Annotated in this window: 23 protein-coding genes and 1 pseudogene; 16 read left to right on the top strand and 8 right to left on the bottom strand. The window is 68.4% G+C overall.

Annotated elements, in window-relative coordinates; genetic code table 11:
• Window positions 1–31: 31 nt before the first annotated feature.
• From LX88_RS28200 to LX88_RS28180, 5 genes are read left to right on the top strand one after another with little or no spacing between them, the layout of a single operon-like run.
• A complete protein-coding gene (locus LX88_RS28200) occupies window positions 32–472 on the top strand; it encodes an Asp23/Gls24 family envelope stress response protein (RefSeq protein WP_258950795.1) in 441 nt (146 codons plus the stop codon).
• 11 nt (window positions 473–483) lie between these two features.
• Window positions 484–660 carry a hypothetical protein gene (locus LX88_RS28195; protein WP_093600157.1) on the top strand — a complete coding sequence of 59 codons (177 nt, stop codon included), beginning with the start codon at window positions 484–486 and terminating at the stop codon, window positions 658–660.
• A gap of 2 nt (window positions 661–662) precedes the next feature.
• Complete coding sequence (locus LX88_RS28190; protein ID WP_258950794.1) at window positions 663–977, top strand: Asp23/Gls24 family envelope stress response protein; 315 nt, start codon at window positions 663–665, stop codon at window positions 975–977.
• Window positions 974–1,492 carry a DUF6286 domain-containing protein gene (locus LX88_RS28185; protein WP_258950793.1) on the top strand — a complete coding sequence of 173 codons (519 nt, stop codon included), beginning with the start codon at window positions 974–976 and terminating at the stop codon, window positions 1,490–1,492. Before LX88_RS28190 ends, LX88_RS28185 begins: the two co-directional genes overlap by 4 nt.
• Window positions 1,489–2,028: an alkaline shock response membrane anchor protein AmaP gene (locus tag LX88_RS28180; protein ID WP_258950792.1), complete on the top strand. Its 540-nt coding sequence runs from the start codon at window positions 1,489–1,491 to the stop codon at window positions 2,026–2,028. Before LX88_RS28185 ends, LX88_RS28180 begins: the two co-directional genes overlap by 4 nt.
• A 125-nt stretch (window positions 2,029–2,153) precedes the next feature.
• On the opposite strand, the gene lipA is transcribed toward LX88_RS28180, so the two are convergent.
• The 3 genes from lipA to LX88_RS28165 form a co-directional block, all read right to left on the bottom strand.
• Window positions 2,154–3,155, bottom strand: a complete 1,002-nt coding sequence (lipA, locus tag LX88_RS28175) for a lipoyl synthase (RefSeq protein WP_258950791.1) — start codon at window positions 3,153–3,155, stop codon at window positions 2,154–2,156.
• A gap of 209 nt (window positions 3,156–3,364) precedes the next feature.
• Window positions 3,365–4,255 (bottom strand): oxidoreductase, encoded by an 891-nt coding sequence (locus LX88_RS28170; protein WP_258950790.1) that lies wholly within the window; start codon window positions 4,253–4,255, stop codon window positions 3,365–3,367.
• On the bottom strand, window positions 4,252–4,560 hold the full coding sequence (locus LX88_RS28165) for a hypothetical protein (protein WP_258950789.1): 309 nt from the start codon (window positions 4,558–4,560) through the stop codon (window positions 4,252–4,254). The genes LX88_RS28170 and LX88_RS28165 overlap by 4 nt, the downstream gene beginning before the upstream one ends.
• Before the next feature lie 89 nt (window positions 4,561–4,649).
• On the opposite strand from LX88_RS28165, the gene LX88_RS28160 reads away from it, so the two are divergent.
• The 3 genes from LX88_RS28160 (at window position 4,650) to LX88_RS28150 (ending at window position 6,872) form a co-directional block, all read left to right on the top strand.
• Window positions 4,650–5,240, top strand: coding sequence for a TetR/AcrR family transcriptional regulator (locus tag LX88_RS28160; RefSeq protein WP_090070887.1), 591 nt, complete (start codon window positions 4,650–4,652; stop codon window positions 5,238–5,240).
• 67 nt (window positions 5,241–5,307) lie between these two features.
• On the top strand, window positions 5,308–5,991 hold the full coding sequence (locus tag LX88_RS28155; RefSeq protein WP_258950788.1) for an SDR family NAD(P)-dependent oxidoreductase: 684 nt from the start codon (window positions 5,308–5,310) through the stop codon (window positions 5,989–5,991).
• Between the two features lie 275 nt (window positions 5,992–6,266).
• Window positions 6,267–6,872, top strand: a complete 606-nt coding sequence (locus LX88_RS28150; RefSeq protein WP_030474540.1) for a response regulator transcription factor — start codon at window positions 6,267–6,269, stop codon at window positions 6,870–6,872.
• 146 nt (window positions 6,873–7,018) lie between these two features.
• On the opposite strand, the gene LX88_RS28145 is transcribed toward LX88_RS28150, so the two are convergent.
• Window positions 7,019–8,002: a sensor histidine kinase gene (locus tag LX88_RS28145; protein WP_258950787.1), complete on the bottom strand. Its 984-nt coding sequence runs from the start codon at window positions 8,000–8,002 to the stop codon at window positions 7,019–7,021.
• 543 nt (window positions 8,003–8,545) lie between these two features.
• Between LX88_RS28145 and LX88_RS28140 the strand changes: the two genes are divergently transcribed.
• The 3 genes and pseudogenes from LX88_RS28140 to ilvN all read left to right on the top strand — a co-directional run bounded on the left by LX88_RS28140 (window position 8,546) and on the right by ilvN (window position 11,353).
• Complete coding sequence (locus LX88_RS28140; protein ID WP_030474542.1) at window positions 8,546–9,361, top strand: AfsR/SARP family transcriptional regulator; 816 nt, start codon at window positions 8,546–8,548, stop codon at window positions 9,359–9,361.
• A 10-nt stretch (window positions 9,362–9,371) separates the two neighbouring features.
• Window positions 9,372–11,087 (top strand): annotated as a pseudogene (locus tag LX88_RS28135) (acetolactate synthase large subunit); the annotation flags it as partial.
• Window positions 11,087–11,353 carry an acetolactate synthase small subunit gene (ilvN, locus tag LX88_RS28130; protein WP_258950785.1) on the top strand — a complete coding sequence of 89 codons (267 nt, stop codon included), beginning with the start codon at window positions 11,087–11,089 and terminating at the stop codon, window positions 11,351–11,353. The pseudogene LX88_RS28135 and the gene ilvN, both read left to right, overlap by 1 nt.
• 76 nt (window positions 11,354–11,429) lie before the next feature.
• Here the strand turns inward: ilvN and LX88_RS28125 are convergent, their stop codons facing one another.
• Entirely contained in the window at window positions 11,430–11,912 is a 483-nt protein-coding gene (locus LX88_RS28125; RefSeq protein WP_051768599.1) for an SRPBCC domain-containing protein, read from the bottom strand.
• Between the two features lie 162 nt (window positions 11,913–12,074).
• Here LX88_RS28125 and LX88_RS28120 point away from each other — a divergent pair, with 162 nt between their 5' ends.
• From LX88_RS28120 to LX88_RS28110, 3 genes are all read left to right on the top strand, one after another.
• Window positions 12,075–12,500, top strand: coding sequence for a nuclear transport factor 2 family protein (locus LX88_RS28120; RefSeq protein ID WP_258950784.1), 426 nt, complete (start codon window positions 12,075–12,077; stop codon window positions 12,498–12,500).
• A 21-nt stretch (window positions 12,501–12,521) separates the two neighbouring features.
• The gene (locus LX88_RS28115) at window positions 12,522–13,601 is read left to right on the top strand and encodes an acyl-CoA dehydrogenase family protein (protein WP_258950783.1); all 1,080 of its coding nucleotides are present in this window, start codon (window positions 12,522–12,524) and stop codon (window positions 13,599–13,601) included.
• A 247-nt stretch (window positions 13,602–13,848) separates the two neighbouring features.
• Window positions 13,849–15,597 (top strand): DHA2 family efflux MFS transporter permease subunit, encoded by a 1,749-nt coding sequence (locus tag LX88_RS28110; protein ID WP_258950782.1) that lies wholly within the window; start codon window positions 13,849–13,851, stop codon window positions 15,595–15,597.
• Window positions 15,598–15,712: 115 nt separating this feature from the next.
• On the opposite strand, the gene LX88_RS28105 is transcribed toward LX88_RS28110, so the two are convergent.
• Entirely contained in the window at window positions 15,713–16,186 is a 474-nt protein-coding gene (locus tag LX88_RS28105; protein WP_258950781.1) for a hypothetical protein, read from the bottom strand.
• A 141-nt stretch (window positions 16,187–16,327) separates the two neighbouring features.
• On the opposite strand from LX88_RS28105, the gene LX88_RS28100 reads away from it, so the two are divergent.
• A complete protein-coding gene (locus LX88_RS28100) occupies window positions 16,328–17,806 on the top strand; it encodes an amino acid adenylation domain-containing protein (protein WP_258950780.1) in 1,479 nt (492 codons plus the stop codon).
• A 49-nt stretch (window positions 17,807–17,855) separates the two neighbouring features.
• On the opposite strand, the gene LX88_RS28095 is transcribed toward LX88_RS28100, so the two are convergent.
• A complete protein-coding gene (locus LX88_RS28095) occupies window positions 17,856–18,896 on the bottom strand; it encodes a ketoacyl-ACP synthase III family protein (protein ID WP_258950779.1) in 1,041 nt (346 codons plus the stop codon).
• Between the two features lie 9 nt (window positions 18,897–18,905).
• Window positions 18,906–19,130 (bottom strand): acyl carrier protein, encoded by a 225-nt coding sequence (locus LX88_RS28090; protein WP_090070905.1) that lies wholly within the window; start codon window positions 19,128–19,130, stop codon window positions 18,906–18,908.
• 233 nt (window positions 19,131–19,363) lie between these two features.
• On the opposite strand from LX88_RS28090, the gene LX88_RS28085 reads away from it, so the two are divergent.
• Entirely contained in the window at window positions 19,364–19,756 is a 393-nt protein-coding gene (locus tag LX88_RS28085) for a hypothetical protein (RefSeq protein WP_258950778.1), read from the top strand.
• Window positions 19,757–19,805 lie beyond the last annotated feature (49 nt).

The raw sequence follows: 19,805 nt of genomic DNA, 5'->3' as shown, positions 1-19,805 counted from the left end.
TGTTGTGGACGCTTCGAAGGAAGGAATTGCGATGAGCACGCAGACTGCGGAGAAGAATGGTGTCGCGGGCGGGAAGCTGGTGACCGACAAGGGATCCACCACCATCGCGGACGTCGTGGTGCAGAAGGTCGCGGGCCTCGCGGCGCGGGAGATCCGCGGCGTGCACGCGCTGGGCGGCGGCGCGACCCGTGCGCTGAGCGCGTTGCGCGACCGCATCCCCGGTGCCACCGCGAGCGCGGGCCAGGGCGTGTCGGTCGAGGTCGGCGAGAAGCAGGCGGCCGTCGACCTGGAGCTCGTGGTCGAGTACGGCGTGCCGATCGCGGACCTCGCGAAGTCGGTGCGCACCAACGTGATCACCGCGATCGAGCAGATCACCGGCCTCGAGGTCGTCGAGGTCAACATCAACGTCAACGACGTGCACATCCCGAGCGACTCCGAGGGCGAAGAGCCCGAAACCGCCCGCGTGCAGTGAGGGGAGACGCCATGAGCACCACCGCACTGGGCCTGCTGACCGGGCTCGCGCTCGGCCTGGCCGCCGCGTTCGGGGGCTTCAGCGCGTTCCTGCTCGTGCTCGTCTTCGGCGCGCTCGGCCTGGTCGCGGGCCGGGTCGCCGAGGGCAAGCTCGACCTCGCGCAGCTGCTGGGCAGGGATCGGGACTGACGATGACGACGCTCACCGCACAGCCAGGATTGACCACCGTCGCGGACCGCGCGGTGGGCCGCATCGCCGGACGGGCCGCCATGGAGGTGCCGGACGTGCTCGGCTGCGCCGTCGCCGCGAGGGTGACCGGGGGAGTGGCGACGCTCGACGCACGCCTCGACCTGCGCTACCCGGCACCGGTCGCGTCGACCGCCGCCCGCGTGCGTGCGCACCTGGTCGCACGAGTGGCCGCGCTCACCGGACTGCAGGTCTCCGTGGTGGACGTGTCGGTCGGCGTGCTGCGGGCGGACGTGGTCCCGGTGAGGAGGGTCCTGTGACCCGCCGCTCCCGCCGGGCCCTGCCCGCCACGCTCACGGCGTTCGTCCTGCTGGCCGTGGCCGTGCTGGTCGCCGTGTGCGCGATCCAGCTCGCGCTCGGCGAACGACCGTTGCTGCCCTACGACTCCCTCGTCGGCTCGTTGCACGACACGACGTGGTCGGCGCGGGAGGTGGCCGTGGCGGGCGGGGTCGTCGCGGCCATCGGACTGTTGCTGCTCCTCGTCGCGGTGGTGCCCGGGAAGTCGCGGACCGCGGTGCTGGACGAACACACCGCCGTGTCGGTGCGCGGCCTGCGCAACGCCCTGCGGGCCGCCGCCCAGGTGGACGGCGTCGAGTCCGCGGCGGTGAAGGTGCGCCGTCGCCGGGTCCGCGCGGTCGTGCGCACCCGGCGCTCTGTGGCCGATGGTCTCGACGGCGCCGTCCGCACCGCGCTGGAAAGCCGCGTCAGCGAGTTCGCCCTCGCCCGGCCGCCGCAGGTCGTGGTGCGGGTCAAGGCCCTCAGGAGCGCGTCATGAACCGGTTCTCGCTAGGCCTGCTGGGCTTCGTCCTGCTGATCGCGGGTGGTGCCGCGGTCGCCGTCCACCTGGGTCGTGTGCCCCAGGTGGACCGGAACGCCCCGGTGTTGCCCGGCACCGCGTTGCCGCCCGCATGGGTGCTGTGGGTGGTCGCCGCCGCCGCGGTCGTCATCGCGCTCGTGTGCCTGCGCTGGCTCGCCGGCCAGATTCCACGCCGCAAGGTGGCGACCTGGCGCTGGGCCGACGAGGCCGGCACCACCCGCATCACCACCGCGACGGCCGCCGCGCCGTTCGCCGAAGAGGTCACCACCTACCCCGGTGTGCGCAAGGTCGAGGCCGCGCTGACCGGTCCGCACACCGCCCCACGCCTGGCCCTCGTCGTCCGCGCCCACGGCGACGCCGATCTGCGGGGGATCCGCCGCCGCATCGACGACGAGGGCCTTCCTCGCCTCCGCGAGGCGCTCGGCACACCCGATCTCCACGCCACCGTGGAGTTCCGGATGTCGGCCTCCAAGGCCGTCGCTCGAACGCACTGATATATCGGTTGTGCAAAAAACGTTTGCGGACGTCCGCAAACGTTTTTTGCATCCGGTTGCAAAACAGCTGGTCACCCTGGGTGGGTGACCAGCTGATATATCGGTTGCTCCGCCGTTCACGCCGCCTAGCGCGGGGCGAGCAAGCTCGTGATCTCCTGGGACGCCGACACGGTCAGCAGGTGCTGGAGGCTCTCCGGGAGGTCCTCGCCGCGCTTCTGCTTCGCCTGCGCGAAGAGGCGGCCGGCGCGGTAGGAGGAGCGGACGAGCGGGCCCGCCATCACACCGAGGAAGCCGATCTCCTCGGCCGTCTCCTTGTGCTGGACGAACTCCTCCGGCTTCACCCAGCGTTCGACCGGGTGGTGCCGCGGCGACGGGCGCAGGTACTGGGTGATGGTGATGAGGTCGCAGCCCGCGTCGTGGAGATCGCTGAGCGCCTCCGTGACCTCCTCGGGGGTCTCGCCCATGCCGAGGATCAGGTTCGACTTGGTGACCAGGCCGAACTCGCGGGCCTTGGTGATGACCTCGAGGGAACGCTCGTAGCGGAACGCCGGGCGGATGCGCTTGAAGATCCGCGGGACGGTCTCCAGGTTGTGCGCGAGCACCTCGGGACGCGACTCGAAGACCTCGGCCAGCTGCTCCGGGACCGCGTTGAAGTCCGGGATCAGCAGCTCGACGCCCGTGCCGGGGTTCATCTCGTGGATCTGGCGCACGGTCTCGGCGTACAGCCACGCGCCGCCGTCCTCCAGGTCGTCACGGGCGACGCCGGTGACCGTGGAGTAGCGCAGGCCCATCGCCTGGACCGACTCGGCTACGCGGCGGGGTTCGTCCCGGTCGAGGTCGGCGGGCTTGCCCGTGTCGATCTGGCAGAAGTCGCAGCGCCTGGTGCACTGCTCGCCGCCGATCAGGAACGTGGCCTCGCGGTCTTCCCAGCACTCGTAGATGTTGGGACAGCCGGCCTCTTCGCAGACCGTGTGCAGGCCTTCGCGTTTGACCAGACCTTTGAGCTCCCGGTATTCGGGGCCCATCTTCGCCCGCGTCTTGATCCACGGGGGCTTCTTCTCGATCGGCGTCTCGCTGTTGCGGACCTCGAGCCGCAGCAGCTTCCGACCCTCTGGCACCACAGTCACGTCCCCACCCTACGCTCCGCGCTCAAGTGTCCGGGGTCACGCACTCCCAGGTCAGAGTAAGTGCCGGAACCGGGCTCCCGGTGGAGCGCTCGTTGTTCACGATCTGTTGTCGACGCAGGTCACGTCGAACATGAACAACCCCGTCGGAGCGAAGATGTTCCCGGTCCGGAGGTGCCGATCGCGCCTTCCCGGGAGAGGGCGCCGACACCCTACGGAAGATCTGGAGCGATTCCGGTCAGCTTGATCGTGAGTTCCCAGAGGCGGTTCGCGGCGAGGTCGTCGCGAGCGGCGGCGGTCATCCGCGCGACGGCGGGGTGGCCGCGGAAACCGTTGAAGCCGTCCGGACCGTAGTACTGGCCGCCCCGTGCCTCTGATGACGTCGCCGCGTAGAGCTGCGGCAGCGCGCCCATCTCGACGGACTGCGAGAACAGGTGGCTGATCTTGCCGCCGACCCGCAGGACCAGCGACTTGTGCGAGTCCGCCATGTTGTTGGTCAGCTCGGTGACCGTCAGGCCGGGGTGAGCCGCGATCGAGGTCACGTCCGGCGAACGACGGTCCAACTCCCGCGCGAACAGGATGTTGGCGAGCTTCGACTGCCCGTACGAACCGCGCAGGGTGTACGGGCGGCGGTCGAAGTTCGGGTCCTCGAAGTCGATGTGGCCGTACTGGTGGGCAAGCGATGCGACGGTGACGACGCGTGCGCCCGGACGTTGCCTCAGCGCGGGCAGCAGCAGCCACGTCAGAGCGGCGTGGCCCAGGTGGTTCGTGCCGAACTGGCGCTCGAAGCCGTCGATGGTGCGGCCGTTGGGAACGGCCATGATGCCCGCGTTGTTGACGAGGACGTCGAGCGCTTCGACTTTCTCCGCCGCCGCGCGCACGGAGCTGAGGTCGGCGAGGTCGAGTTCGAGGACCTCGGCGGACCCGCGGACCGTTTGCCGTGCCGTTTCACCGCGCTGGACCGAGCGACAGCCCATGATCACGTGGGCCCCCTTGGCCGCGAGCACCTGGGCGGTGCGCAGGCCCAGACCGGAGTTCGCACCGGTCACCAGGACTGTGCGGCCGGTCTGGTCGGGGATGTCGGCTTCGGTCCAACGACTCATGGAGTCATTCCTACCGTCCGGTAACTGCCGAGCGATAGGTGTGCGTCGAGCACTGCTCGCAACACCGGCTCCTCGGCGGCGAGTTCGGCGGTGACGCGGTCCTCGTCGACGTCGCCGTCCAGCCGGGCGCTCTCCATGCGGGCGGTCAGCTTGTTCTGCCAGCGGTGGTCGAGCGCCAGCAGCAGTTCGTGCAGCGAGCCGAAGACGTCCGGATCCACGATCAGCGGCGCGAACGGGTCGCGGCGAGCGTCGTTCAGGACGGCGTCGAGCGCGTCACGGCGGCGGTAGTGGTCTGCCCAGCCCATGTCTCGTACCCCCGGTCTCTCGCATACTGTCGGTATGACACGACCATACCACCGGTACGTACCGGCGGTATGTGAGATACGTTTCGTGTGTGCGAACACGACGCGCCGAGTACTCGGAGTCGACCAGGCAGGCGCTCGTCGACAGCGCAGTGCACCTGTTCACCAAGCGCGGCTACGCCGGCACCTCGCTCGACGAGGTCGTCAAACGCGCCCGCGTGACGAAAGGTGCGCTCTACCACCACTTCAGCGGCAAGCAGGCCTTGTTCGAGGCGGCCTTCACCCAGGTCGAGACCCAGTCGATCTCCTCGCTGACCGCGCTGATCACGGCGGACGGCGACCCGTGGGAGACCGCGGTGGGAGGCCTGCGCGCGTACGTCCGCAAGTGCCTGGAACCGGAGTACCAGCGGATCATCGTCCACGAGGCGCCGGTGGTGATGGGCTGGGAACGCTGGCGTGAGGCGGAAGAGCAGTTCAGCTTCGGTCTGCTCCGCACGGCCGTGCAGTTGCTCGTCGACGCCGGCGAGATCGAGGAGGCGCCGGTCGAGATCATGGCCCGGCTGCTGTTCGGAGCACTGTCCGCGGGCGCCAGCACCATCGCGAGCTCGTCCGACCCGAAGCGCACCGGGCGCGAGGTCGAACGAGCGATCCTGCGTGTGCTGGAGGGTTTGCGCAAGAAGTAGTCGAGTTCGGCCCTAGCGGCCCGGCGCAACGTCGATCACCACGCGGACAACAGAGGTGGTCGGCATCATGATCGAACCTGTCAACACGCGCCTGGGACTCGACGGCAAGATCGCAGTTGTCACGTCGGGAACGCACGGGCTCGGTCTCGCCATCGCGAGCAAGCTCTGCGACAACGGCGCCCACGTCATCCTCACGACCTCCGACGACGACAACGTCGACCTGGAGCGCGCGAAGACCGTGCTCGCGGGCAAGCCCGGCTCGGTGACGGTCACCAAGCTCAACATCCACGACGAGCACTCGGTCCGGCTCCTGCTCGACCGGGTCAAGGAAGAGCGCGGCCAGTTGGACGTGTTCGTCCACCACGCCGTATCGCCGGACCTCACGCCGTTGCTCAACATCGTGGAACCGCTCGCCAAGGCTCTTGTCGACGGCGGCCGCGTGGTCATCGCCGGCTACACGGTGACGCCGGTCCACGGCGTCATCCGGACGCTGGCGCTGGAAATGGCCTGGTACAAAGTCGCGGTGAACGCCGTCGTCACCACCGTCGTCGACAACGGCCCCATGAACATCGACCCGGACCTGGTGGACCGGCTCGCGATCAAGAGCCCGTCGGGTCGCGTCACCCTGCCCCAGGACATCGCGAACGCCGTCTCGTTGCTCTGCACCGACGAAGCCGCGTGGATCCAGGGTCAGGTGATCACCGTCGACGGCGGTCTGGAACTGCTGGAGCGGTGGGGCGAGACGCGCTGAGTCGCGTCACCGCGCAGACTCCAGGTCCCGCTTCAGGGACCGAATCGCTTGTACCGCTTTGTGCTCGGGTCCTGCTCGAGTCGTCCCGGTTCTCGATTCGGTCCCTGAGCGATCTGTGAGCGCGCGGTGACCCCAAGTCATCCACCGATTGCGCTTATTAATTGCTCCTAGCGCATTCGGAGTAACGCTGGGCGCAGCCGGACTCAATGCTTGTCCTGCATGGTCACCGAGTGTAAGACTCAAAATGGTGACCTGGGGGCAAGCAAGGGGGTCGGATGATCAGAGTGCTACTAGCCGAGGACGTGCAAATGGTCCGCGGTGCTTTGGTCGCCTTGTTGAATCTCGAACCGGATATTGAGGTCGTCGCGTCCGTCGCGACGGGTGACGAAATCATCTCCGCAGTGGAGAAGAACAAACCGGACGTGGCGGTGCTCGACATCGACCTGCCCGGTATGGACGGCCTTTCCGCCGCCACCGTCATCCACGACACCGCTCCGGAGACGCGCACTCTCATTCTCACGAGCCTCGGCAGACCGGGCACTCTGCGCCGCGCGCTCAACGCACGAGTCAACGGGTTCATCCTCAAGGATGCTCCGGTCGGAGAACTCGCCGACGCCATTCGCGGCGTCTCGATTGGGCGGCGCGTGATCGACTCGCAACTCGCGCTTTCCGCGTGGGACACCGACGAGTGCCCGCTGACACCTCGCGAACTCGAAGTGCTGAGACTCGCATCGGACGGCGCGGACGCCATGGAGATCGCCACGACGCTGTTCCTGTCGGTGGGCACGGTCCGCAACTACCTGACGGCGGCGACGGCCAAGCTCGACGCCCGCAACCGGGTCGACGCGGTCCGCATCGCCCGCAAGTCCGGCTGGTTCTGACCTCGCTCGTGCTGCCCGTCCTGATCTTCGCCTGACCCTTGCAACGACTCTTTTGCCGACGAAGTCCAAAGAGTCGTTGCTAAGGTCCAGGTCAGGAGGCTGCGCAAAGATCGTCTGCGGGGTGAACGGCGGCAGAGCCCTGGGAGCTACGGCTTCGGGGCGGCGGCCGGGATGGCGGCGTGGACGTGGAACGAGCCGTCGCCGATGTGGCGGGCCGTGAAGGTGCCGCCGGCGGCCTTGACGCGTTCGGCCTGGTTGCGGACGCCGTTGCAGTCGGCTGAGACCGGGCGGGCGGCGGCTCCGTCGTTGATGACGTCGAGCAGGATCGTGGTGCCCAGCTGGTGCACGCCGATGGTGCAGGTGCTGGCGTCGCTGTGGCGCAGGACGTTCGTGACGGCCTCGCACAGGACGGCGGCCAGAACGGTCTCGATCGGCTCCGGGAGCGGGTCGTGCGCCAGTTCGACGCGGACGTCGATGTTCGACGCCGCCAGCATCGCCTTGGCCGAGTCCGAGGTGTCCGCCAGGGACAGCGGGCGGTAGGCGCGGGCCAGGGAGCGCACGTCGGCCAAGGCGTGGTGGGTGATGTCCAAGATGTCGGTGATGTGCTCCTGCATGAACTCCCAGCCGTGGTCCGGGCGGTCGGCGACGATCCGGTGGGCCAGTTCGCTCTTGAGCTTGATGGCGCTGAGGCTGTAGCCGAGCAGGTCGTGCAGGTCGCGGGCCACGCGGACGCGTTCGGCGGTCACGGCGGCGGTCGTGGTGACCGTGATGTCCGGGACGGCGATCTCCGGGCTTGCTGGGGTGGGGGACGGCGGCAGGCCGGGGGCGGCGGGCCAGTCGCGGTGGGTCGCGAAGCCCGTGGCCAGGCCCGCGAGGAGCAGGGCGGTGGCCGCGGTGGCCATCATCGCCTCGCCGTGGACGGCTTGGGCCAAGCCGGTGGCGAGCACGGTCAGGACGAAGACCGACCAGCCGAAAACCGGGCGCAGGACCAGCAGGGCGTTGCCGGCCACCAGGCCCGCGACGCCCGCCCAGGAATGGCCGAAGAGGACGTAGGGCAGGACCAGCAGTGCCGCCTGGGCTGCCAGTGCGAGGTGCCGGCGCAGTGCGCTCAGAGGCCGGAAATACGACACTTGCAGCAGGACAAGTACCGCTAAATCAATGACCGACACCGCCAATTCGGTGACTTCGCCTGCGAGAAGTAGTGCGCGGGTCAGGTCGGTCAGGCAGACCGCAGCGAAGACCGCGACGATGACCGCGCGGTATCTCGGTATCGCAGGCGAAGCATTCACGTGCCCCCCAAGAGCAACCGCTCCAGAGCAAAATCTGGGAGTCAACGCCGGTCAAAGACCTCGCACGACGCGCGCCCAGGCCGAATACTAGACATGCGAAGGCAGTTCGGGACGGCAACTGAATCGGTTCAGAATGTGAACTCGCATTGACTCGCCACTCAATGTCACGCCAATGGACGAGTATTTGTGGCTAACGGTCACGGCATGTGTTCGTGCGATTACCGGACGGGACGGTTTGGGTTCGTCCGAGTATATGAATATCTCACGCCGGGCGCAGTAGATCGCCATCTGAGAGTCATGCCCGCATACGTGGCGTTCGATAGCCCCGCTCAGGTGAACTTGGTGGCACGACCAAGTCGTCCGCCGCTGAGCAGGGGAGCTCCAATGGAGATCAAGGTTCTTGGACCGCTGGAGGCACGGGAGAACGGCGTCTCGATCGCGCCGAGCGCGGTGAAGCCCAGGCAGGTGCTCTCGCTGCTCGGACTGCAGGCAGGACACGTCGTGACGGTCCCGACGTTGATCGAAGAGCTTTGGGGAATGACACCGCCACGCAGCGCACTCACGACTCTGCAGACGTACGTGCTGCAGGTCCGCCGGCGCATCGAGGCGGCCATGCCGGGGGAGGGTCCCGGTGTCGCGAAGAACGTCCTGGTGACCCGCTACGGCGGCTACATGCTGGACGTTCCGCCGGAGAGCGTCGACGTCCGCAGCTACGAGCGGCTCGCGAGTGCGGGTCAGCGGGCGTTCGAGATCGGCGACCTGGAGTCGGCCAGCAGGTTGCTGCGCAGCGCCGCCGAGGTGTGGCGCGGACCGGTGCTCGTGGACGTGCAGATCGGCGTCCGGCTCGGCATGGAGGTCACCCGGTTGCAGGAGAGCCGTCTCGGCGTGCTGGAGACCCGCATCGAGGCCGACCTGCAGCTGGGCAAGCACCAGTCGCTGCTGTCGGAGCTGTCGGTGCTCACCGCGCAGCACCCGATGCACGAGAACCTGTGTGCGCAGTACATGCTCGCGCTCTACCGGGCGGGACGGCAGTGGAAGTCGCTGGAGGCCTACCAGTCGCTGCGCGACACGCTGATCGAGGAGCTGGGGCTTGAGCCGTCCGAAAGGCTGCGTCAGTTGCAGCGGGCGATCCTGAGCTCCGAGCCGTCGCTCGACAAGCCGTTGTCGCCCCGCCAGCTGGAGCGCCAGCTCGCGGGCTGAGATCCGTTCGGGAGCAACCGTGGATACCACCGGTGCAGGTGCGTTGATCAAGGCGCTCGAGGACGTCGGCTGCGAGGTGATCTTCGGGATGCCGGGCGGGGCGATCCTGCCCGCGTACGACCCGCTGTACGACTCGAAGATCCGGCACGTGCTGGTGCGGCACGAACAGGGCGCCGGGCACGCCGCCCAGGGGTACGCGCAGGCGACCGGACGAGTGGGCGTCTGCATGGCGACGTCGGGGCCGGGAGCGACGAACCTCGTGACGCCGCTCGCGGACGCCTACATGGACTCGGTGCCGATCGTGGCGATCACCGGCCAGGTGGCGAGGTCGGTGATCGGGACGGACGCCTTCCAGGAGGCGGACATCCGCAGCATCACGCTGCCGATCACCAAGCACAGCTTTCAGGTGCACGACCCGGCCGACATTCCGCGGGTGATCGCCGAGGCGTTCATGCTCGCGTCATCGGGGCGGCCGGGCCCGGTGCTGGTGGACCTGCCCAAGGACGTGCTGGCCACCGCCACGACCTACACACCGCCGAAGCTCGCCCTGCCGCCGCGCCCGGTGCTCTCGCCGGTCCAGATCCGCAACGCCGCCCAGCTCATCGGTTCGTCCAAGCGGCCGGTGTTCTACGTCGGCGGCGGCGTGATCCGCAGCGGCGCGGCGCAGGAGCTCCGGAAACTCGCGGAGAGGACCGGGATCCCGGTCGTCACCACGCTCATGGCCCGTGGCGCGTTCCCCGACTCGCACCCGCTGCACCTGGGCATGCCCGGCATGCACGGCACGGTGCCCGCGGTCGCCGCACTGCAGCGGGCCGACCTGCTGATCGCGCTCGGAACCCGGTTCGACGACCGGGTCACCGGGTTGCTGCCGGAGTTCGCCCCGCACGCCGCGGTGATCCACGCCGACATCGACCCCGCCGAGATCTCCAAGAACCGCAAGGCGGACGTCGGCATCGTCGGCGACTGCCGCGACGTCATGGCAGCGCTCTCAGCGGTGATAACGCGAAAAACCGACCTCACGGAGTGGTGGAACTACCTCGGCGGCCTGGTCACGACCTACCCGCTCGGCTACGACTGGCCGGCGGACGGCATGCTCGCGCCGCAGTACGTGATCGAACGCATCAGCAAGCTCGCGGGTCCTGAGGCCATCTACACCGCGGGTGTCGGCCAGCACCAGATGTGGGCGGCGCAGTACGTGAGGTACGAACGCCCCGGCTCGTTCATCAACTCCGGCGGCGCGGGCACGATGGGCTTCGCGGTGCCGGCGGCGATGGGCGCGCAGACCGGCGCACCGGACCGCACGGTGTGGGCCATCGACGGCGACGGCTGCTTCCAGATGACCAACCAGGAACTCGCGACGTGTGCCGCCGAAGGCATCCCGATCAAGGTCGCGATCATCAACAACGGCAACCTCGGCATGGTCCGCCAGTGGCAGACCCTGTTCTACGAGGGCCGGTACTCCAACACCCGGCTCGGCACCCACCAGCGCCACCCCGACTTCGTGAAGCTCGCCGACGCGCTCGGCTGCGTCGGGCTGCGGTGCGAGGACCAGTCCGAAGTGGACGGGACCATCCTGGAGGCGATGGCGGTCCGCGACCGGCCCGTCGTCGTCGACTTCGTGGTGGGTCAGGACGCCCTGGTCTGGCCGATGGTCGCCGCGGGCACGGGCAACGACGAGATCATGGCCGCACGGGGCATCCGGCCCCTGTTCGACGAGGAAGAGTGATGACCAGACATTCGCTTTCCCTTCTCCTGCGCAACGAACCGGGCGCGCTGGCACGGATCGTCGTGCTGTTCTCCAGCCGCGGCGTCGACGTCGAGTCGCTGAGCCTCGCGCCGGCCGAACGGGGTGACCTCTCCCGCCTGGACGTCATCGTCGACCTGCAGCCGGGACGCACCGTCGTCCAGCTGATCAAGCAGCTCGGCCGGGTCGTGGACGTCAAGAACGTCGTCGACCGCACGCACGACGAGGCGATCGAGCTCGGCGCCTAGCAACGCACGAAGGAACGGCCGCCCCGGAGGCTTGGGGCGGCCGTTCCTTTTTGTGCGCCTGAGAGATTCCGGGCTCTCAGGCGGCCTTCGGGATGTGCTTCTCGATGACGCGGGCGTACGTCTCCAGCGTCTCGCCGGGCGAAGGACCGTCCAGCGCCTTGTGGATGCCCTCGGCGATGTCGCCGTGGCGGTGCAGGTCGGCGTGGGTCAGCGTGACCTTCGTCGTCGTCGGGCCGACGACCTCGAAGTCCACCTTGATGAACGAGGCCTTCTCGTCGTCGAAGATCGGCTGCCAGTAGGGGCCGACCCGCCACGTCATGACGAGGCGCTTCGGCGGGTCCCACTCGGTGATGGTGCCCCAGGCGATCTCCTCGCCGTCCGCGCCGCGCTCGAAGTAGCGCCCGCCGACGAACGGTTCGATCGTGATGGCCTGCCGGTCCTTCACGAACACGTGCGACTCCGGCCACCACTCGATCGGCTTCGACGCGAAGATCGCGAACGCCTGCTCGATCGTCGCCTCGACCGTCACCGACTTGGCGACATCGGGAGTTGAGGCCATGTGGCCCTCCTCGCGAAATAGAAAGGGAGATGTCTCGCAAGACCGTGCCTGGTTCGTCTCAACCTCACCTGGAACCGCGGTCGAACCAGGACGGCTCGACCGGATGTCCAGCGGGCGCACCCATATTCGCGGGTAGCGAAACCGGCAGACCGAGGAGTTGTCGTGCCCCCAGTCAATGTTGCGGTCCACATCGAGGTCCAGACGTTCTACGCCCAGCAGATGCGGCTGCTCGACGCGCTGGACGTGGAGGGCTACGCCCAGACGTTCACCGAGGACGGGGTCACCGACCACGCCCACCGGAGCGAGAAGGTCGAGGGCCGGGCGGCCCTGATCGCCGGCGCCAGCGCCGCGCTGCCCCGTTACAAGGGCGTCGCCGTGCGGCACTGGAACGACCACTACCTGATCGAAGAGGTCGATGAGAACACCCTGAACGTCAGCTACGCGTCGCTCGTCACCCGCACGACCGCCGAGGGCGTGGTCAGCTTCGAGCCGACCTTCTCCATCGAGGACGTGCTCGTGCGCATCGACGGGAAGCTCTACACCAAGTCCCGCACGATTCACCGCGACCTGCCTGTTCAGGCTGCGTGAAGCTCATCAGGAGGTGACGAGGTGACTGCTCAAAACACCGGGCTGGCCGCAGCCGCGGAGAAGGTGAAGCTGATCGCCGCGGAACACGCGGCCGAGGCCGACGCCACCCGCAGGCTGGCTCCCGAGGTCGTGGAGGCACTGCGCGAAGCCGGGTTCGCGCGGCACTTCGTCGCCGCCGCACGTGGTGGCTCGCAAGGGTCCTTCGCGGAACTGACCGAGGCCGTCCTCACCGTGGGCCAGGGCTGTTCGGCCACGGCGTGGTGCGCGTCGCTGTCGGCGTTGTCGTCGCGGTTCGCGGGGTTGTTGCCGCAGCAGGGCCACGACGAGATCTGGGCGGACGGCCCGGACACGTTCGTCGTGACCGGCCAGCCGCCCATGGGCAAGGGCGCCGTCGTGGACGGAGGGCACCGGCTCAGCGGCCGGTGGGCCTACGTCAGCGGTGTGGACTTCGCCGACTGGGCGTTGCTGTGCGGGATGATCGGTGCCGAAGGCCGCTTCTTCGCGCTGCCGCGCAAGGACTTCACCGTCCTCGAAACGTGGGACAGCGTCGGCATGAAGGCCACCAGCAGCCACTCCGTCGTGGTGGACGACGTCTTCGTGCCGTCGCACCTCTCGTTCGACCGGGCGGATCTCATCACCGGCACCAGCTGGTCCCCGGTGCCGAGCCACAACGTCCCGTTCCAGGCGGTCGGCGGCCTCACGTTCGCCGCTCCGGCCGTCGGTGCGGCGATGGGGGCACTTGACGCGTGCGTCGCGGTGCTGTCGGGGAAGAAGCAGTCCGTGACGTCCGCGGTCGACCTGGTCCGCGCGTCGGGCCAGATCGAGTCGGCGAAGCTGCTCGTGGAGCAGAACGCCAAGGTGCTCGACGACCGCGAGTTCACCCCGGCCGCGATGGCGCGCAACGAGCGCAACGTCGCCTACGCGGCCGAGGTGCTGGTCGACGCGGCCGGCGGCCTGGTGCGGGCCGCTGGTACCAGTGGACTCGCGGAAGGCGGTGCGCTGCAACGGTTCTGGCGTGACGTGGTGAGCTGCTCCAGCCACGTCGCGCTGCGGTACGAGACCGCGTCCGTGCGCACCTATCCGGCGTCGCTGTACGGCTGACCCGGAATCGACAGGCCCTGGTGCCCACCTCCCCGGCACCAGGGCCTTCGGCATGCGCCCGAAACGCTCCGCCGCGACCTGACCGGGACTCAAGCGGAGGGGATCACCCTGGGGGGCATCGACCGGCAGTCGTTTTTTCAGGCAGGAGGTGGGACCTCGTTCAACTCGACCGGCATTCCGCCACACCGAGTAGTCCTGAGCCATCGCCTGTCGTGCGCAGCGAAATCAAGTCCTCTGAGGAGAAATCGTGACCTCCACCAACACCAACCACGACCTGGAGTCGCCGTCGGCGACTGCCGGCGCGCAGGCGGCTCCGGTCGTTGACGCGCCGGCGGCCGATCCGCGTCGCTGGATCGCGTTCATCATCATGACCGTCGCGACGTTCATGGACATGCTGGACGGCAGCATCGTCAACGTCGCGCTTCCCGCGATCCAGCACGGCATGGGCGCGAGCTTCGTGCAGCTGCAGTGGATCACCGCCGGTTACGTGTTCGCGTTCGCGCTCACACTGATCACCGGTGGCCGTCTCGGCGACATCTACGGACGTCGCAAGATGTTCCAGCTCGGCGTGCTCGGCTTCGTCGTCACGTCGTTCCTGTGCGGTATCGCCACCAACCCCGAGATGCTCGTGGCCTCCCGCCTCGCGCAGGGTCTCGCGGCCGGTCTGATGGTCCCGCAGGTCATGTCGATCATCCACGTCACCTTCCCCGACAAGGAGAAGGGCGCGGTCTTCGCCATCCAGGGCACCATCGGTGGTCTCGCCGCAACGATCGCACCGCTCGTCGGTGGCGTGCTCGTCGCCGCGAACATCTTCGACTGGGGATGGCGGACGATCTTCCTGGTCAACGTCCCGATCGGCATCATCGGCTACGTCCTCGGCTGGAAGTACATCAACGAGTCGAAGGCGCCGAGCCGCATCAGGCTCGACCTGATCGGTGTCGTCATCGCGACGCTGAGCCTCACTGCCCTGCTGTTCCCGCTGACCTTCGGCCGTGAGATGGACTGGCCGGCGTGGGGCTTCGTGCTGATGGCCGCCTCCGTGGTCGGCTTCATCGGCTTCGTCGCCTACGAGCGCGCCAAGCAGCGCAAGGACGGCATGCCGCTCGTGCCGCTGAGCCTGTTCAAGTCCCGCAGCTTCTCCGCGGCCCTCGCGCTGATGCTGGGCATGTTCAGCTTCACCGGCATGTTCATGCTGGCGCTCTACCTGTTCCTGCAGGAGGGTCTCGGCTTCTCGCCGCTGCGGACCGGTGTCACGCTGCTGGCGTTCTGCGTCGGTGCCTTCATCACCGCGTCGGCCTCGGTCATCGCGCTGGTGCCGAAGTTCGGCCGCGCCGTCCTGCAGGTCGGTGCCGTCGTGATCGCCGTGGGTGTCGCGGTGATGCTGCTGACGATCAGCCCCGACATCACCAGCTGGGGCCTGGTGCCCGGGCTGCTGCTGATCGGTCTCGGCTTCGGCATGACCGCCACCCCGATCGCGCTGTTCGCACTGCAGGAGGTGCCGCACGAGGACGCGGGTGCGGCATCCGGCCTGATCAACACGAAGCAGCAGCTCGGTTTCGCGGTCGGCATCTCGATCGTGACTCTGGCGTTCTTCGCTCCGCTGGCCTCCAACGGCGCGAGCAACGCGGAGTCGCTGGCACCGCAGGTCCGCCAGGAACTGGTGGCCGCCGGTGTCGCCGACGCCAAGGCCACCGAGCTCGCGGGTGCCTTCCAGTCCTGTGCCGCCACCACGTTGGGTGGCAAGCCGGACGCGGCGGCGTGCGCGGCGGTCCAGAACGACCCGCAGGCCAAGGCGATCGCCGACAAGTACACGCACGAGGCGGCGGGCCAGTCCTTCACGGACGCGTTCCGCACCACGCTGTACGTCGGCTTCGGCTTCGCCGCCCTGGCGCTGCTGCTCGCCTCCTTCCTGCCTCGCTGGCTGAAGCAGGAGGAGTGGGGCGCGCCGGCCGAGGAAGCCTCTGAGGAGGGTTCCGAGGAGACCGCGAAGGCGTAGTTCTTCCCAGCTGGAAACCCCGAGGCCCCAGGCGATCCGCCTGGGGCCTCGGTGCTCGTTCCCAGTACGTCAGAAGGCCCCTCGCGGATTGCGAGGGGCCTTCTGGGGTGGAGGCTCAGATGCGGAACGCGGCGCCCTCGATGTCGACGGGGCCCTGCCACGGGGTGCCGTCGTTCATGTCGATGTAGGTGTGCGCCTTGGTGTTGAACTTCTTCTTGTTGGTGCTGATCTTGCCGAGATGGCTCGCGTTGATCGAGCCGACCGGGTTGCCGTTCGCGTCGCGGTGGGCGTGGTGCGTGATCCAGAAGCTGAACTGGCCGTCCTTGGCCATCGTCCAGATCCCCCGGCCCTCGAGGTGGTCGGGGTAACCCGGCTTGGTCTCGCAGTGCAGCTGGTAGTCGGCGGTGAAGTCGCAGAACAGTGGTGTGAGCAGCGGGGGTTCCTCGATGTGGATGGTGACGGTGAGGTCCCAGCGGCCGACGAGTGCCGTGTCGTAATTGGGCTTCGCGGTGGCACCAGCGGCGGCGACGACGGGGGTGGCCAGCACGCAGGCGGCCACGGCGGCGATTGCCTTCTTGCGGACGTTCATGGGGATGCGCCTCCGGTGAGGTGGGCAGCGGACGCGCTGAGTGTTGTTCGGGCAGCTCAAACACCCCTGTAGCGCCAGTTGTGACCCGAGCTGGTTTCGAGGCGGGTTGCGGAGGATGGGCGAAATGAGAGGAGCTGGCGCATGTCTGCAACGGTGACCGACGCGTTCCGCTGCCGGGCGGCCAGAACGCCTGACGCGGTGGCGCTGTCCGCGGACCAGGGGTCCCTGACCTATGCCGAGCTGGACAGGTGGTCGGACGCCCTGGCCGGTGAGCTCGTCGAGTCCGGGGTGCGGCACGGGGACCGGGTGGCGGTGTGCCTGGAACGGTCGCCGCAGCTCGTCGTGGCGCTGCTGGGAGTGCTCAAGGCCGGCGCGGCGTACGTGCCGATCGACCCGGAGGACCCCGAGTCACGGGTCTCCATGATGCTGGCGGACGCCGACGTGTCGCTGGTGATCGGCCAGTTCTTCGCCGGCTTCACGGCGATCAGGGTGCCACCGCCCGCCGGCCGGTCCACTGTGGAGCTCCCGGCGGTCGCTCCGGAGGACCTCGCCTACCTCATGTACACCTCGGGGTCGACGGGCAGGCCGAAGTCGGTGATGGTCGAGCACCGCAACATCACCAACCTCGTCACCGGGCCGAACTACGTCGACATCACGCCTGGGGACCGGATCCTGCAGCTCGCACCGGTCGCGTTCGACGCCGCCACGTTCGAGATCTGGGGCGCGCTGCTCAACGGCGCCCGCGTCGTGCTCGCCCCGCCCGGTGTGGTGCAGGCGGAGGAGCTCGGCGACCTGTTGCGGTCCAACGAGATCAGCGTCCTGTGGCTGACCGCGGCGCTGTTCCACCGGCAGATCGACGTCGACGTGGCCGCGTTCAAGGGCCTGCACACCGTGATGACCGGCGGGGACGTCGTGTCCGTCCCGCACGTGCGGCAGTTGCGGGAGGCAGTGCCGGAGCTGCAGATCGTCAACGGCTACGGGCCCACCGAGACCACGACGTTCGCGACCTGCCACCGCATCGGCGCGGACGAGGACCTGAGCGGCGCCGTGCCGATCGGCACGCCACTGCAGAACGTCGAGGTCGTGGTCGTCGACGCGGACGGGAAGCCCGCGGTGGCGGGCACACCGGGGGAGTTGTGGATCGGTGGCGCGCAGGTGGCGCGCGGCTACTGGAAGCGGCCGGACCTCACGGACGAGAAGTTCGTGCGCGGCAGCTGGAACGGCGTGCGCTACTACCGCACCGGCGACCAGGGACGGGTGCGCGCGGACGGCGTGGCCGAGTTCCTGGGCCGGATCGACGACCAGTTCAAGCTGCGCGGGTTCCGGATCGAACCGGGCGAGGTCGAGAACGCGCTGACCGAGCACCCGCAGGTCCGCACCGCCGCGGTCAGCCTCCGCGCGCACCCCAGCGGTGACCGCAGACTGATCGCGTGGGTCGTGAAGTCCGGTGAGGAGCTGGACAAGCGGGCACTGAAGGCCCACATGCGCGCGACGATGCCCGAACACATGGTGCCGGCCGGGTTCGTCGTCGTGGACGAACTGCCGATCACGAACAACGGCAAGACCGACCGCAAGGCGCTGCCGGAACCGGACTGGAGCTCGAAGTCTCTTTACGTCTGAACCCACGCCGAAGGGGCGGGCTCACGAGGAGCCCGCCCCTTTCGCGTTCCTAGACCCAGGACGGAACTTCGAGGATCTCGATCACGGCCGCGGTCCAGACGTACCCCGCGCCGGAGGACTGCAGGACGACCAGGTCACCCGGCCGCGGGTCGCGCTCGGCCAGCACGTGGTCGAGTCCCAGTGCGATGTCCGCGGTGCCGACCATGCTGTACTGCTTGGCCCAGTCGTACGTGGTGGAGGCGCGGTCGACGCCGAGCAGTCCGCAGATGCCGTGCGTGACGATGGTCTCCGCGAGCTGCTGGTGCAGGAAGAAGCGAGCGTCGGCGAGTTCGATCTCCGCCTCGTACAGCGCCATCTTGAGCGAGTGCCGCACTCCGCCGCCGATGCGCGAGATCATGTCGTCGAGGTCGACGTCGGCGTTCTGCAGGAAGTCCTCGACGCCGCTGTTGAGCTGCAGGGTCTGGCCGTCCGCGAACGGCCCCGTGGTCCACTCCTGGTAGCCGCGCGACATCTGCTCGAGCGTCGAGTCGGCGTGCGAGTGGATCGAGCGGATCCGGGCGAAGCCGGAACGGTTCGACAGGACGAACGCCCCCGCGCCGTCGCCGTTGACGTTCTGCTTCTCCGAGGCCCACCGGTCGAAGTAGGGCAGGTGGAACGCGTCGCCCGCGGTCACCAGCGCCGCCGGCAGGTCCCGGTGTGAAGAGAGGTACGAGGCGGCCAGGTCCACGGCGGCCATGAAGCCGTTGCAGCCCTGCTTGACCTCGAAGGCCGGTCCGGTGCCGCCGACGGTGTTGGCCTGCACGTAGCTCGCGGGCGTCCACAGGTCGAGGCCCTGGTGGGACAGGGAGGCGTGCACGGTCAGGCCGAAGTCGAGCGGGCTCAGGCCGGAGCGCTCCACCGCTTCCAGGCCGGCCCTCGCGGCCATGACGGGCCCGGTCTCACCGGGAGCGGCGACCCGCAGCTCCCGGTAGCCGTTCATGGCCTTCTTCTCTTCTGTGTACCGGCCGGCCGCGATGGCGTCGTCCACCGTCTCGACCTGCTCGGGCAGATATGTGCCCACACCGGCGATGTACAGGTCATTCCATCGCATCTCGAACTCCTAGGCTGCCTGGTCCAGCTGCTTGGCGACGGCGCGCGCCGTCGGGTCCTCGTAGAAGCTGCGCAACGGGACGCGGACGCCGTACCGCTCGTGGACCTGCTTGACCAGCTTCGACGCAAGCAGCGAATGGCCTCCCAGGTCGAAGAAGTGGTCGTCAGGCTCGATCCCCGGTACCCCGAGCACCTCCCCGAACAGATCGCAGAGCTCTGTCTCGCGTTCGGCCACGGCGTCCTCCCTGTCAGCTCATGAGTAACGAAAACTTTGCGTTACCCGGGTCGAGATGAGCTTGGGCCGCAACGGAAAGCCGCGCGTTCGAGCCGTTCTGAAGTTTGCGTCGAGGGAGGGCGCCCACGGTAGCGCGCGTCCGTCGCACGCAACCCGGATCAGGAGCCACACAGATGCAGACGTTCACTTCGAAACGTTCGGCCTTCTTCGCGCGCACAGGAGCCATCACAGCCGTGGTCCTGCTTGCCCTGTCGGGCACGGTGACCGCGGCGCACGCGACCTGCACGCCGGTGGGCAACTGGACGGGGTACGTGACCCGGACGGACGGGGACCACCCGACCAAGCTGCAGTTCAAGGCCAACGGCAAGGTGTTCGTCACCAACGAGCAGAACACGACCACGCAGGGCACCTGGTGGTCGACCGGTGTCAACACGTTCCACTACAAGTTCCGCGGGGAGAAGGTCTACGACGAGAACGGCGCCTACTTCGCGTACGTCGACTTCGACCAGGATGCAGTCCAAAGTGGACCGAACAACTTCACCAGCTCCGGCCCGTCCACGTTCTTCCTCGCGGACGGCACGAACCTGGGCACGTCCGCGATCACGTTCACGATGGCTCGCGTCTAGAACGCGCGCGGACGGAGCCGGGACGGGTCCGCCGCCCTCGTCCCGGCTC

This window comes from Lentzea californiensis (assembly GCF_024648825.1).
GTDB lineage: Bacteria > Actinomycetota > Actinomycetes > Mycobacteriales > Pseudonocardiaceae > Lentzea > Lentzea californiensis.
The sequence above is the reverse complement of the archived record's forward strand: the minus strand, read 5'-3'. Positions and strand labels throughout refer to the sequence as shown.